Origin of the sequence: Zoogloea sp. (assembly GCF_023150065.1) — a bacterium.
Lineage (GTDB): Bacteria > Pseudomonadota > Gammaproteobacteria > Burkholderiales > Rhodocyclaceae > Zoogloea.
In genome coordinates this window covers 39,011-51,537 of the sequence record NZ_JAKLLN010000004.1, presented here as the reverse complement: position 1 = coordinate 51,537, position 12,527 = coordinate 39,011, and the positions used below count along the sequence as shown (strand labels likewise).

The window sequence follows — 12,527 nt, the reverse complement described above, 5'->3', positions numbered from 1 at the left end:
CCATGAGTCGAATCATCGTTGCCCTGCTGTGGCTGATCCACTGGCTGCCCCTGTCCGTCCAGGCCCCCATCGGCCGCAGCATCGGCCTGCTGCTGTACTGGATCATCGCGCCCCGCCGCCGGGTGGTGCACACCAACCTGCGCCTGTGCTTCCCCGATCTGCCCGAGGCTGAACGCCGAGCCCTGGCCAAGGAGCACTTCGCCCTGGCCGGGCGCAGCCTGATCGAGCGCGGCCTGGCCTGGTTTGCGCCGGAGGCGCGGGTGCGCCAGATCGTACAGGTGGAAGGAGAGGAAATCCTGGCCCGCCTGATCGCCGAGCGCCAGCCGGTGATCATGCTGACACCCCACTTTCTCGGCCTGGACCTGGGCGGCACCCGGTTGGCTGCCAGCTTCGATTGCGTCAGCATCTACGCCCGCCAGCGCGACCCGGTGATCGACCACTGGCTGTTTCATGGGCGCAGCCGATTCGGCAGCCAGGTGCTGCTGCGCCGGGACGAAAGCGTGCGCGCCTCCATCAAGGCCATGAAGGAGATGCGGCCCTTCTACTACCTGCCGGACATGGACAACGGCATCGAGGACTCGATCTTCTCGCCCTTCTTCGGCGTGCAGGCCGCGACCCTGTCGGCCCTGCCCCGCCTCACCCGCCTGGGCGGCGCGGTGGTGGTGACCTGCGTGACCCGCATGCTCCCGGGCGGCCAGGGCTACGTGGTGACCCTGAGCGAACCCTGGACGGACTTTCCGAGTGGTGACGTGGAAGCCGACGTGCATCGCATGAACGCCGCCATCGAAGACCTGGTCCGCACCATGCCGGCCCAGTATTACTGGGTGCACCGCCGCTTCAAGACCCGGCCGGAGGGCGAGGCGAAGGTGTATTGAGGGCTGGGAGCCGACATCGCCGGGCGTTCGGCAACTGCCGGCCGGTGCGTCAAGCTACACAGTGCGAATGAAGGTGCCCCCACGAGCTGCGGGGGTTCTCCTGTAGGGACGAATTCATTCGCCCGCGGACCGTGAGCACAGGCACCGCCAATACTCACGAAAACAACCTTCAGCCCTGCCCGTCCTTCGCCGCCAGTTCGGCCAGCACCAGCGGAAACGCCGCGCTGCCCACCAGTGCCACACCGGATACCAACAGCACCAGCCCTGCCCCCGACTCCTGCAACAGAGGATGCAGATCGGTACCGAAGCCCGCCAGCAGCACACCGCCGGCAAGCAGGCACAGCAGGCCGGGCACACCCAGCAGCCAGGCCCCCGCCGGCAAGCGCTTGAGGGCCACCCTCAGACCTTCCGGAAGACCACGTCCCACACCCCGTGGCCCAGCTTGATGCCCCGGTTTTCGAACTTGGTCAGGGGCCGGTAGTCGGGCTTGGGCGCAAAGCCCTCGGCGGTGTTGGCCAGCATCGGCTCCGCAGACAGCACCTCCAGCATCTGGTGGGCGTACTCCTCCCAGTCGGTGGCGCAGTGCAGGTAGCCCCCTGGCGCCAGACGCGAGGCGATCAGCTTGACGAAGGGCCCCTGCACCAGGCGGCGCTTGTGGTGGCGCTTCTTGGGCCAGGGGTCGGGGAAGTAGATATGCACGCCAGCCAGGGAGGCCTCGGGGATCATGTCCCGCAGCACCTCCACCGCGTCGTGCTGGACGATGCGCAGGTTGGTGATGCCACCTTCCTCGATCAGCTTGCACAGGCCACCGACGCCCGGCGCATGCACCTCGATGCCGACGAAATCGTCGTCCGGCCGCGCCTGGGCGATCTGCGCCGTGGCCTGCCCCATGCCAAAGCCGATCTCCACGATCTGCGGTGCCTTGCGGCCAAACACCTGGGCCAGGTCGATGGGCTCGGGGCGGAAAGTGATGCCCACCCTGGGCATCATCTCGTCCAGGAAACGGTGCTGCGCATCCGACATGCGGCCCTGGCGCAGCACGAAGCTGCGGATCGACTGGGAGGTCAGGCGGCCGGCCGGCTGCGCCTCGTCGCCGGACACCGGCTGCTGTTGTTCATCACTCATGGAAAATCCGTCAAACCAAAACGCGGGGGCGAGCCCCCATCAGCTGCCGATCATGCCCGTAGTGGGCGAACTCGGGCTGGCCGTGTAGAACTTGCGGGGCATGCGGCCCGCCAGGAAAGCCTCGCGGCCGGCTTCAACACCCTTCTTCATGGCACCGGCCATCTTCACCGGATCCCTGGCCAGGGCAATGGCCGTATTCATCAGCACCCCGTCGCAACCCAGCTCCATGGCAATGGCCGCATCCGACGCCGTGCCAACGCCGGCATCCAGCAGCACCGGCACCTTCACCGCATCGCGCACCAATTGCACGTTCCAGGGGTTGAGCACGCCCATGCCGGAGCCGATCAGGGAGGCCAGGGGCATCACCGCCACACAGCCGATGTCCTCAAGCATCTTGGCCTGGATGGGGTCATCTGAGCAGTACACCATCACCTCGAAGCCCTCCTTCACCAGCGTCTCGGCGGCCTTGAGGGTCTCGGGCATGTTCGGGAACAGGGTGTGCGGATCGCCCAGCACCTCCAGCTTCACCAGCCGGTGGTCATCCAGCAGCTCCCGCGCCAGGCGCAGAGTGCGCACCGCGTCGTCGGCGCTATAGCAGCCTGCGGTGTTGGGCAGATAGGTGAACTCGGACGGGGGCAGCGCATCCAGCAGGCTGGGCGCGTTCGGGTCCTGGCCGATGTTGGTCCGGCGGATCGCCACGGTGACGATCTGCGCCCCACTGGCCAGCACGGCCTCGCGGGTCTCGGTGAAATCCTTGTACTTGCCCGTGCCCACCAGCAGCCGGGAGGAATAGGCCTTGCCTGCAATCGTCAGCAAATCGTCCATCGAAGCGCCAGTCTGAAATGAGGGATGAGGGGAGAAAGAGGGAAGGGGACGCCACCCGCGCCCCACAACAGCATTGCGGCCTAGCCGCCGCCCACCGCCACCACGATCTCGAGCACGTCGCCCTCGACCAGCGCGGTATCGGCATGGCGCCCCCTGGGCACGATCTCACCATTGCGCTCGACCGCCAGGCGCTTGCCGGTGAGGTTCATCTGATCGAGCAGGTCGGCCACCGACAGGGGCCCGGCCAGGACACGTGCCTCGCCGTTGAGGGTGATGTTGAGAGACACGGAGGAAGAAGCATCAGCACACATGGCTGCCAGTTTACCACGCCCACCCGGTTGCCCTCCGCCCCCGGCCTGCGTACAATCCCGGATCTCCCGAGCGGGCGTCGTATAATGGTAATACCCTAGCTTCCCAAGCTAGAGCCGTGGGTTCGATTCCCATCGCCCGCTCCACTGCATCATTCTGCGGACTTCCGCAGAAGTCCAAGAGAGTCTGCAAGTCGTTGCCACACAAGGACTTTTCCTCTCTTTGACGTTCTGCCGCGGTCCACTGCGATCCATCTACAGCCGGGACTTTTAAGTCCACAAACAAGTCCATTTTTGCGGGCGCGGCTGATTCCGGATTGTTGATGGAGGGGCGAGGTCGACGTGACCAGCATCTGGTTCCTGACTCATGTTCAGGAGCAAGAGCATGGCACTCTCAGACCTGGCCGTTCGACAGGCCAAGGCAACTGGCAAGGCATACACCCTCCCTGACTTGGATGGCCTCTCCCTGGCCGTCACGGCTGCAGGGGGCAGGACTTGGCACTTCCGCTACTACTGGGCGGGCAAGCAGAAGCGGATGTCGCTCGGCACCTACCCGGAGGTGACGCTTCGCGAGGCCCGCAGCCTGCGCGACGAAGCGCGCGCCCTGCTGGCCAAAGGCACCAATCCTCGCGTTCACCGCAAGCAGAAGCGCACCGCTGTCCGGCTCGCCGACGAAAACACCTTCGAGGCGGTGTATCGCAAGTGGCTCAAGCATCGCGGGCTCAGCCTCAAGGAAGGCCGGCAGACGACCCTCTCGATACTTCCGCGCATCTTCGACAAAGATGTGCTGCCCGCCCTGGGCAAGCGGTCGATCTATGAGATCAAGCGTCCCGACCTCTTGGAGGTGATCGCCAAGATCGAGAAGCGCAGGGCGCTCTCCGTCGCCGAGAAAGTCAGGACGTGGTTCAACCAACTGTTCCGCTACGCGCTGGTGATCGTGCCGGGCCTGGAGCAGAACCCCGCCTCCGATCTCGATGTGGTGGCGCTGCCGCTGCCACCCGTCAACCACAACCCGTTCCTGCGCATGGCCGAGCTGCCGAAGCTGTTGCAGCGGCTGCGCAGCTATCGCGGCAGGCGGCAGACCCAGCTCGGGCTGCGGCTATTGCTGCTGACCGGCGTGCGAACCGGCGAGCTGCGACAGGCGATGCCGGATCAATTCGATCTGGACCGTGGGTTGTGGATCATCCCGCCCGACGTCGTGAAGCAACTCCAGTTGGATATGCGCAAGAAGCGGCAGCAGGCGAAGGACATCCCGCCCTACATCGTGCCGCTGTCGATTCAGGCCATGGAGATCGTCCGGCACCTGCTCGATGAGTTCAAGCCGGCCCAGCGCCACCTGTTCCGGCACGACAGCGACTTGAAGAAGCGCATCAGCGAGAACACCCTCAATGGTGCCCTCAAGCGCATGGGCTATCAGGAACGCCTGACCGGACACGGCATCCGCGGCACGATGTCCACTGCGCTCAACGAGATCGGCTACCCGAAAGTCTGGGTGGATGCACAGCTCTCGCACGTCGATCCCAACAAGGTCAGCGCGACCTACAACCATGCCGAGTACGTGGAGCAGCGTCGCCGCATGATGCAGGACTGGGCCGATCGGCTCGACCTCTTCGAGCAGAACCAGGTCGAGGCGGCCAGCATGCCCCTCACCGTGCATCTGGAAGGCGTGCCCGCATTCCCGAGTGAGCAAACCGCAAACGCCCCCTCTACGCCGGTTGCTGCTTCGCCAATCCTGCTCGTGACAAAGCCGGGTGACGCCATGCCGTTGGTTTCTGCCGCCGCACATCGGCTGCCGGCGGTTCCGCCCCCTCGATCGGCCGCGCCGCTGGTGCCTTCGGACATTCAGCGCGAGCGGATGGAGCTGTTCGATGTCTTCGAAGCGCCGCACAACCTTCCCGTCGCTGCGTTTGCCAAGATGGCAGGCAAATCCCGCAGGTGGATCAGCTACGAGATCAAGGCGGGCAACTTGCTGGCTTTGAACGTAGGCAACCGCGGCCAGCGCGTGCCGGACTGGCACCTCGACCCGCTCAAGCACGAGCTGATCCAGTCCGTCCTGAAGCTGACCAGGGATGCGGACCCTTGGCAGATCTACCATGCACTGCTGCAACCGCGCTCGATGCTGCGGGGGCGTTCGGCACTGGAGGGCGTGACTGCCAGCAATCTCGACAAGCTCGCCATGGCAGTGAGCACGGCCGTGAAGGAAAGCGAATGGACCCCGCCGCGAGTCGGGGTCGCCTAGCAGGGGAAGCCACAGAATTTGGGAAAAATCGTACGCTAAACGCCAGCGCTGGCCTCGTCTCGGGTGCTGACGGTATGGCAAGAACAATTCACGAGCCCTTGAAGAATGCCGCACGCCTCGACGGGTCGTGCGCCGGCGCACTTTTCACGCAAGGCCGTCAAATGCAGCCTTAGCTGCAACAACGCCTCGACCCGCGCCTCCACCTGCCGGATATGGTCATCCAGCAGGGCATTCACTTTTCCGCAATCCTGGGTGGGGCTGTCCCACAGGTTCAGTAAGGTCCGAATCTCGCCCAGCGACATGTCCAGCGAACGGCAGTGGCGAATGAACTGCATGCGCTTGACTTGCTCCTCGCCGTACAGCCGATAGTTCCCGCTGCTTCGCGCCGGCTCAGGCAATAGCCCTTCCTTTTCGTAGTAACGAATGGTCACGACCTCGCATCCCGTGCGCTGCGCCAGTTCGCCGATCCTGATTTCCATGCTGGTCCTCCAATGCTTGACCCTATAGCCACTATAGGGATTTTAATGCATTTGAACGAATGACGACGCCGAGGAATTGCTATGAGTTGCGGATCAAGCGGGTACGGTTGTGCTGATGCTCCCGTTCTCAAATCAGAAACACAGACCAGCGCCACTACCGGGGTGGCGGTTGCCGTCTATCACATCGAGAACATGGACTGCCCCACGGAAGAAGCGCTGATCCGGGGCAAGCTGGGCGGCGTGCCCGGCGTGGTGGAGCTCGATTTCAACCTGATGCGGCGCACCTTGACCGTGCGGCACACCCTGGCGTCGTTGGCCCCCGTGGAACAAGCCTTGGCGGCTGTCGATATGCAGGCGGTGCGACAGGACGACCGCTCGGCGGTGCAGACCACCCGCCTTGCCATCGCCAAGATGGATTGTCCGTCCGAGGAGGCGCTGATCCGCAGCAATCTCGCCACGCTGGCCGGTGTGATCGATCTCGACTTCAACCTGATGCAACGCACGCTCACCGTGCGCCATGCCCCAGCCGTGCTGCCTGACGTGCTGGGTGCTCTGCAATCGCTCGGCTTCGAGGCCCAAGTGCTCGAAGAAGCCAACCGCACGCCTGCGTCATCAGCACCGGGGCAGACCACGACCCATTGGTGGCCGCTCGGCATCTCGCTAGTCGCCGCTGTTGCGGCGGAGGCCGTGTACTGGCTCCAAGGCGGCAATCATTGGTCGGTGATGGTTCTGGCTCTGGTCGCCATCCTCACCGGTGGCCTGTCCACCTACAAGAAAGGATGGATTGCCCTCAAGAACCGCAACCTCAACATGAACGCCCTGATGTCGATTGCCGTCACCGGGGCCATGTTGATCGGGCACTGGCCGGAGGCGGCGATGGTGATGGTGTTGTTCGCTTTGGCCGAGGTCATCGAGGCCAAGTCGCTGGACCGCGCCCGCAACGCCATCGCGGGGCTGCTCGATCTGGCCCCGGAGCGAGCCACGGTGCAACAGCCTGATGGCTCATGGCGCGAGGTGGATGCCAAGCAGGTTGCGATCGGCAGCCGGGTGCGAGTGCGGCCTGGCGAACGCATCGCCCTCGATGGGGAGGTCGTAGAAGGCCGCTCGACCGTGAACCAAGCGCCGATCACCGGGGAGAGTCTGCCCGTCGACAAGGGCCTAGGCGATCCCGTCTTTGCGGGTTCCCTCAACGAGTCAGGCTCGTTCGAGTACCGTGTCACGGCGCTGGCGAACAACTCCACGCTGGCCCGCATCATTCATGCGGTGGAGGCCGCACAAGGCAGCCGCGCGCCGACCCAGCGCTTCGTGGATCAGTTCGCGCGCTGGTACACGCCCGCCGTATTCGCCTTGGCCGTGGTCGTCGCACTGGTGCCGCCGCTCTTTGTGGGAGCGGCATGGCTGGATTGGATCTATCGGGCGCTGGTTTTGCTGGTGATCGCCTGCCCGTGCGCGCTGGTGATTTCGACACCCGTCAGCATCGTCAGCGGGTTGGCCGCAGCGGCACGCCACGGCATTCTCATCAAGGGCGGCGTGTATTTGGAAGAGGGCCGCAAGCTGCGCTGGCTGGCCTTGGACAAGACCGGCACCATCACCCACGGCAAGCCCGCGCAGACCGACTTCGTTGCCTTGGGTAACGCTTCGCCCCAGCACGCCCGTAGTCTCGCGGCCAGCCTGGCCAGCCGCTCCGACCATCCGGTGTCCAAGGCAATCGCGCAAGCCGCCCTTGCCGACGGCGTGGCGCTGCGCGAAGTCGCGGAATTCGCCGCATTGCCCGGCCGAGGCGTGCGCGGCGTGATCGACGGAGTGGCCTATCACCTCGGCAACCATCGGATGCTCGACGAGCTGGGACATTGCTCCCCCGCAATGGAACAACGCATCACCGCACTGGAAGCCGAGGGTAAGACGGCGGTGATGCTGGTGGAGCCCGAGGGCGTGCAGGCGCTCATGGCAGTGGCCGACACCATCAAGGACAGCAGCCGGAGCGCCGTGGCCGAACTGCACGCGCTGGGCATCCAGACCATGATGCTGACCGGCGACAACCCACACACCGCCAAGGCGATTGCCACACAGGCCGGGATCGACCGCGCACAAGGCAACCTGCTCCCCGATGACAAACTGCGCGAGATCGAAGCGCTTGCCCAGTCCGGCGGGGTCGGCATGGTCGGTGATGGAATCAACGACGCTCCGGCGTTGGCTCGTGCCGACATTGGCTTCGCGATGGGCGCGGCGGGCACCGACACGGCCATCGAGACGGCCGACGTGGCGCTGATGGACGATGACCTGCGCAAGATTCCGACCTTCGTGCGGCTGTCCCGCACCACGGCACAGGTGCTCACACAGAACATCGCGCTTGCGCTGGGCATCAAGGCCGTGTTCCTGGTGCTCACCTTCACCGGCCACGCGACCATGTGGATGGCGGTGTTCGCCGACATGGGAGCTAGCCTGCTGGTGGTGGGCAATGGCTTGAGGCTGCTGCGCCGATGAGTTGGAAATTCGTGCTGTATGACTGGGCCGGTCTGAATCTCGCGCTATTTCAAGCGATCAATGCTGGGACGCCCGCAGTGCTGTGGCCGCTGGCGTCGCTCTTCAGCCTAATCGGCAGCTACTGGACCGCGCCCCTAACCGTACTGGGCCTATGGGCATGGTCAAAGGCATCTTCCGATCCGGCCCGCGTTCGGCTAGTGCGGAGCCGTTTGTTGCACTTCGGCGTCGCGTTCTTGCTGGCCTTGGCGGCGGCGTCGGCCTTGAAGTGGTGGCTCGACTTTCCGCGCCCGCATGCGGTGCTGGGCGCAGCGGTGCATGTCATCGGCGCTGTGGAGCTGCATTACAGCCTGCCCAGCGGGCACGCGACCTACGCGGCGCTGGTGGCCGCTGCGTTGTGGCCGCTGCTGGCCTGGCGCGGTCGCGGTTGCCTGTTGATGTATGCCGCCCTGGTTGGCTGGTCACGCATGGCGGCAGGTATGCACTTCCCGGGCGACGTGCTGGCAGGCTGGGGGCTGGGCTTGGGCTGCACCGTGCTCTCGCGGTGGCTGATCTCGTTCGCCACTGCGGCGCGCGCAAAGGGGCTGCTCGCGCCGGCCTTGCCGTGGTACGGGGTGGCTGCGGCAGCGGTTGCTGCTGATCAGGCAGCCAAGCTCTCGATCGAACGGGCGTTCGTCTATGGCAAACAGGTCGAGATCACGCCGTTCTTCAACCTCGTGCATGTGCTCAATCCGGGCGCCGCGTTCAGCTTTTTGGCCGGAGCGAGTGGCTGGCAACGTTACTTCTTCATCACGTTAGGACTGCTCGTCGCGGTCTGGCTCATCCGACAACTGAAGCAGACGCTGCCGCGCTTCGAAGCCGTCGGCTACAGCCTCATTCTTGGCGGGGCACTTGGCAACGTGGTGGATCGCCTGCTGCGCGGTCAGGTTGTGGACTTCCTCGACTTCCACTGGCAGGGCATGCACTGGCCCGCGTTCAACCTCGCCGATGTTGCGATCTCCATCGGAGTCGGCTGTTTGATCGCTAGGTTCCTTGAAATTCGAGACAAGGGTAACAAGGGTAGATTGTTGTCAGGATGAGCTGCGACGCAGGCGCTGCGCGACTCCGGCAACGGGATCGACGACGGGTTGCTGCAATACCTGTCGCCGCTGGGCTGGGAGCACATCAATTTGATCGGCGACTACGTATGGCGGCAGAGCCGGAGGGCCGAAGACGTGCAGTTCCGGCCGTTACGCATCAATGGGAAGGCCAGCGCATCAGTCAGGACACCAAGCGCGCGCGGCGGGCGAATCTTGCCTGGGTGTCCGACAAGGTAGCGTTGCGGCGGAGCAGGTAAGCCATCACGATCATTGGTGCGCCGGCCAGCGGCCGTACGGCGATGCCTCGGCGTAGGTAGCTCGCCAGTCTCGCGGCAGGCGCAATGGCGATCCCGTACCCGGCAGCAACCAGCGTCATCGCCACATCGAATGTCTCCACCGTTTGCTCCCGCTCCTGCAGCGCGTTTTCGAACACGCGCTGCACGGTCACGCGCCATGGTTCATCGGCCGTGGACTGCGAGCAGATCAAGGGCTGCTTGAGCACTTCCTCGCACGGCACTTCACGGTAGGCCAGCAGGTGGGAGCGCTTGGCCACGGCGACCGCCAGCGTGTCATGCCACAGCGGCTCGCATATCCAGCCAGGCCACTGCCGGGCAGCCGCAGACAAGGCGAAGTCGAAGCCGTCGCCCGGCAGCTCCGCGCCTCGACCGGGATCTGTCCATCCGGCCAGGACGGCATGAGTCTCCGGCTCTTCGGCGCGCTGCAGGGCGAGCACGTCGGCGAGCTGGGGAGGCACCCATTCGCCGAGGACGGCCATGCGAATTTCGGCGGTGATGTCACTCGATTCCACGTCCAGCTCCCCCCAGGCGGTGAAGTCGTGGCAACTGATCTCGAAGTCGTTGAATGAGTTAAGTTTAACGTGGTTTAAATCGTGACCGTGTTCGACGCTCTTGGCAATGCCAAAGCGTTCGATCCAAAGGGGCCGCCCCACCGGCACCACTACCTACGAAGCGGAACCAGCCATCGCGTTTGGGGCTGCCGTGCGGGAAGAAAGAACCAACCAGGGCATCGCTCAGGAAACGCTGGCCCACATGGCCGGCATCGAACGGTCGCACATGGGCAAGATCGAGCGCGGCGAGCATGTCCCCACGCTCCCTCTCATCCTCAAGATTGCCCGTGCGCTGAAATGCAGTTCCGCCCACTTGATGACTCTGACCGAAGCCAAGCTGGCGGAGTCGGCCCCATCCGCAGATTGAAGCCGGCCCGCACAGCGGTCGCATGCCTACGCCTGATCGTCGTCCTTGGCCCCAAGGGCTGAATCTTCGCGCTTTGCGGCCTCGTTGAGGAGCCGCAGGTATGGGTTGTCTGGCGGCGTCTCCTGGAACAGCGCATCCGGGCTGACGAGCAGGTAGCCGTGCAGCCGGCGCGACTTGCGCGGCCCCGTGACTTCGCAGGTCCAGATGTTCAGCCCGCTCGGCTGCTTGCGGTGCTGTCCCAACTTCTCGAAGCGCTTCTGCACCCACTGCCACCCCTCCAGCTTCTCCTGCTTGGCCAGCGCGGCGACTTGAAGGTACTCCTGCGCGTAGCGCTGGAACACGCCGGGGCTGACGAGATAGGTCGTACCGGCGACGGTATGCACCAGGGCCTTGGCGTCGTTGATGATGAGCTTGCGCGTCTGGACGCTCTGACGCAGCCAGGCCATGAAGTGCGCCCCAGAGGGCTCCGCGCGATCCTGGGAAGGCGCGAGGCTCATCTGCGGCGGGGGCATGGTCGAAGGGGCCGGCTTGGGCTCGGCAACAGGGGAACTCGGGGTCTCCGGCGCGGTGGGTGGAGCGGTGTCGCCCAGCAGGTCGAGCAGCGCTGCGACGCCGGTGTCCATGGCTGCGGATGCGATCGGCGCCGCGCTCGCGGGTGCAGCTTCGGTGCCTTCCACGCGCGGCCCATCAGCCACCGCCGGCGCCTGCGGCGTCGGCTCCGCTTGTTCCTCTTCGACCTGCACACGGCCTGCGAACGGCGCCGGCCGGTCGGCGGCATCCCAGATCATCGCCGGCGAGAGCTTCAGGAAGGTGAAGGCGTGCGACCAGCCGGCGTCGCTGGTGACGGTAGCCTTCCAGATCGCCTTGCCATCCGGCGTCGGTTGCACGATGCCGTGATCCTGCAGCACGTTGAACACCGCCGTATTGCTGGCCGGGATGCCGTCGATGCCCTGTGACAGCAGATGTGCGCGCAGCTTGTCGGAGACAGTCTTGCTCACCAGCCACAAGGCGTCTTGGGTCAGCCAACCGTCCGCCGGGCCGGCCTGGTTCAACTTGAACGCTTCCTTGAGCAGGTAGCGCAAGCCGTCGAGCAATTTGCGTTGCAGCGCATGCTTGGGCGCCGCCAGCGCCTTGCTGGGATCGCCGCCGAGTTCCTGGGCGACCGATGCCTGGTCGGCCTGCACGACCAGCTCGCCGAGCGTGCCGGAGTGCTCGTACTGGCCGGCCAGCACGTACAGCAGCGCGGCCCAGAGGTCGGGATAGCCGCTGAGCCAGTCGAAGATGTCCCGATCGAGAAGGCGCGCGTAGAGCAGCCCGGTGGCGGCGCTGTGCAGGCGGTACTCACGCTCCTTTCGGTAACGGAAGCGGTAGGGCTTTCGCAGTGGGCCGTGCCAGGGATGCCAGACGCTGCCGTCGGCATGCTCGACGTGCAGATCGACCGCAATCTTGCCGATGTCGTGCAGCAGGGCCGCGTAGGCCGTGCCTGCGGTCCAGGCCTCGGCCTGGGCCGCCTGTGCCTCCGGCGTGACGCCCGCAGGCAGCAGGTATGACTGCCGCAGCTTCAGCGCATAGGCGACGATCTCCAGGCCGTGGTCCAGCATGCCGCCCGGATAGGCATGGTGGTGGTTCTCGGAGGCCGGGAACTGCTGGACCAGCTCGGCGTAGCGCTCCAGTGGGGCGAGGTAGAGCGTGGCGAACTGCCGGCGCGAGAGCGATGTGCGCTGCCAGATGTGTTCCAGCAGTTTCTGCCGGCGCGGCGTGGCCAGCAGCGATGCGGCCGACTCCGGCCGCATCGACCCTTTCGGAGTTTCGATGGCGGAGGTGGGCGGCGTGCCGGCGGTGGGTGGCACCCTTTTGCGCTGGAACAGCGAGAGCATGGCGAACCCCGGATGACGGGCTGCT

12 protein-coding genes, 1 tRNA gene and 1 pseudogene are annotated in these 12,527 nt (G+C 65.2%); 7 read left to right on the top strand and 7 right to left on the bottom strand.

Translation table 11 applies throughout. The features are described 5' to 3' along the window. Nucleotides 1-2 precede the first annotated feature (2 nt). Nucleotides 3-875 carry a lipid A biosynthesis acyltransferase gene (locus L6Q67_RS06665; protein ID WP_296567156.1) on the top strand — a complete coding sequence of 291 codons (873 nt, stop codon included), beginning with the start codon at nucleotides 3-5 and terminating at the stop codon, nucleotides 873-875. Between the two features lie 169 nt (nucleotides 876-1,044). On the opposite strand, the gene L6Q67_RS06660 is transcribed toward L6Q67_RS06665, so the two are convergent. The 4 genes from L6Q67_RS06660 to thiS all read right to left on the bottom strand — a co-directional run bounded on the left by L6Q67_RS06660 (nucleotide 1,045) and on the right by thiS (nucleotide 3,112). Then, a complete protein-coding gene (locus L6Q67_RS06660; RefSeq protein WP_296567153.1) occupies nucleotides 1,045-1,272 on the bottom strand; it encodes a hypothetical protein in 228 nt (75 codons plus the stop codon). Between the two features lie 2 nt (nucleotides 1,273-1,274). Continuing rightward, entirely contained in the window at nucleotides 1,275-2,000 is a 726-nt protein-coding gene (trmB, locus tag L6Q67_RS06655) for a tRNA (guanosine(46)-N7)-methyltransferase TrmB (RefSeq protein WP_296567126.1), read from the bottom strand. A 39-nt stretch (nucleotides 2,001-2,039) separates the two neighbouring features. Further along, nucleotides 2,040-2,825, bottom strand: a complete 786-nt coding sequence (locus L6Q67_RS06650; RefSeq protein ID WP_296567124.1) for a thiazole synthase — start codon at nucleotides 2,823-2,825, stop codon at nucleotides 2,040-2,042. An 80-nt stretch (nucleotides 2,826-2,905) separates the two neighbouring features. Continuing rightward, on the bottom strand, nucleotides 2,906-3,112 hold the full coding sequence (gene thiS, locus L6Q67_RS06645) for a sulfur carrier protein ThiS (RefSeq protein ID WP_296567122.1): 207 nt from the start codon (nucleotides 3,110-3,112) through the stop codon (nucleotides 2,906-2,908). 94 nt (nucleotides 3,113-3,206) lie between these two features. On the opposite strand from thiS, the gene L6Q67_RS06640 reads away from it, so the two are divergent. Both L6Q67_RS06640 and L6Q67_RS06635 read left to right on the top strand, forming a co-directional pair. Continuing rightward, nucleotides 3,207-3,280 (top strand) — tRNA-Gly (locus tag L6Q67_RS06640). Nucleotides 3,281-3,518: 238 nt separating this feature from the next. After that, on the top strand, nucleotides 3,519-5,372 hold the full coding sequence (locus L6Q67_RS06635; RefSeq protein WP_023085019.1) for an integrase arm-type DNA-binding domain-containing protein: 1,854 nt from the start codon (nucleotides 3,519-3,521) through the stop codon (nucleotides 5,370-5,372). 35 nt (nucleotides 5,373-5,407) lie between these two features. Here L6Q67_RS06635 and cadR read toward each other — a convergent pair whose 3' ends face one another. Continuing rightward, a complete protein-coding gene (cadR, locus tag L6Q67_RS06630; RefSeq protein WP_013721909.1) occupies nucleotides 5,408-5,851 on the bottom strand; it encodes a Cd(II)/Pb(II)-responsive transcriptional regulator in 444 nt (147 codons plus the stop codon). 162 nt (nucleotides 5,852-6,013) lie between these two features. Between cadR and L6Q67_RS06625 the strand changes: the two genes are divergently transcribed. The 3 genes and pseudogenes from L6Q67_RS06625 to L6Q67_RS06615 all read left to right on the top strand — a co-directional run. After that, nucleotides 6,014-8,335, top strand: coding sequence for a heavy metal translocating P-type ATPase (locus L6Q67_RS06625; protein ID WP_224787484.1), 2,322 nt, complete (start codon nucleotides 6,014-6,016; stop codon nucleotides 8,333-8,335). Beyond that, complete coding sequence (gene lspA / locus L6Q67_RS06620; protein WP_013721907.1) at nucleotides 8,332-9,411, top strand: signal peptidase II; 1,080 nt, start codon at nucleotides 8,332-8,334, stop codon at nucleotides 9,409-9,411. Before L6Q67_RS06625 ends, lspA begins: the two co-directional genes overlap by 4 nt. Before the next feature lie 12 nt (nucleotides 9,412-9,423). After that, a pseudogene (locus tag L6Q67_RS06615) lies at nucleotides 9,424-9,648 on the top strand (Tn3 family transposase); the annotation flags it as partial. Here L6Q67_RS06615 and L6Q67_RS06610 read toward each other — a convergent pair. Next, nucleotides 9,593-10,219: a substrate-binding domain-containing protein gene (locus L6Q67_RS06610; protein ID WP_025991876.1), complete on the bottom strand. Its 627-nt coding sequence runs from the start codon at nucleotides 10,217-10,219 to the stop codon at nucleotides 9,593-9,595. The pseudogene L6Q67_RS06615 and the gene L6Q67_RS06610 overlap by 56 nt on opposite strands. Before the next feature lie 106 nt (nucleotides 10,220-10,325). Between L6Q67_RS06610 and L6Q67_RS06605 the strand changes: the two genes are divergently transcribed. Then, nucleotides 10,326-10,625 (top strand): helix-turn-helix transcriptional regulator, encoded by a 300-nt coding sequence (locus L6Q67_RS06605; protein ID WP_003282197.1) that lies wholly within the window; start codon nucleotides 10,326-10,328, stop codon nucleotides 10,623-10,625. Between the two features lie 26 nt (nucleotides 10,626-10,651). Here the strand turns inward: L6Q67_RS06605 and mobH are convergent, their stop codons facing one another. Beyond that, nucleotides 10,652-12,502 (bottom strand): MobH family relaxase, encoded by a 1,851-nt coding sequence (mobH, locus tag L6Q67_RS06600; protein ID WP_054022056.1) that lies wholly within the window; start codon nucleotides 12,500-12,502, stop codon nucleotides 10,652-10,654. Between the last annotated feature and the right edge of the window lie 25 nt (nucleotides 12,503-12,527).

Bases quoted from the DNA above. Each gene is read 5' to 3' on its own strand.
- lspA (WP_013721907.1), top strand. From the start codon at position 8,332: ATGAGTTGGAAATTCGTGCTGTATGACTGGGCCGGTCTGAATCTCGCG.
- mobH (WP_054022056.1), bottom strand. From the start codon at position 12,502: ATGCTCTCGCTGTTCCAGCGCAAAAGGGTGCCACCCACCGCCGGCACG.
- L6Q67_RS06635 (WP_023085019.1), top strand. From the start codon at position 3,519: ATGGCACTCTCAGACCTGGCCGTTCGACAGGCCAAGGCAACTGGCAAG.
- trmB (WP_296567126.1), bottom strand. From the start codon at position 2,000: ATGAGTGATGAACAACAGCAGCCGGTGTCCGGCGACGAGGCGCAGCCG.
- L6Q67_RS06605 (WP_003282197.1), top strand. From the start codon at position 10,326: ATGCCAAAGCGTTCGATCCAAAGGGGCCGCCCCACCGGCACCACTACC.
- L6Q67_RS06650 (WP_296567124.1), bottom strand. From the start codon at position 2,825: ATGGACGATTTGCTGACGATTGCAGGCAAGGCCTATTCCTCCCGGCTG.
- L6Q67_RS06665 (WP_296567156.1), top strand. From the start codon at position 3: ATGAGTCGAATCATCGTTGCCCTGCTGTGGCTGATCCACTGGCTGCCC.
- cadR (WP_013721909.1), bottom strand. From the start codon at position 5,851: ATGGAAATCAGGATCGGCGAACTGGCGCAGCGCACGGGATGCGAGGTC.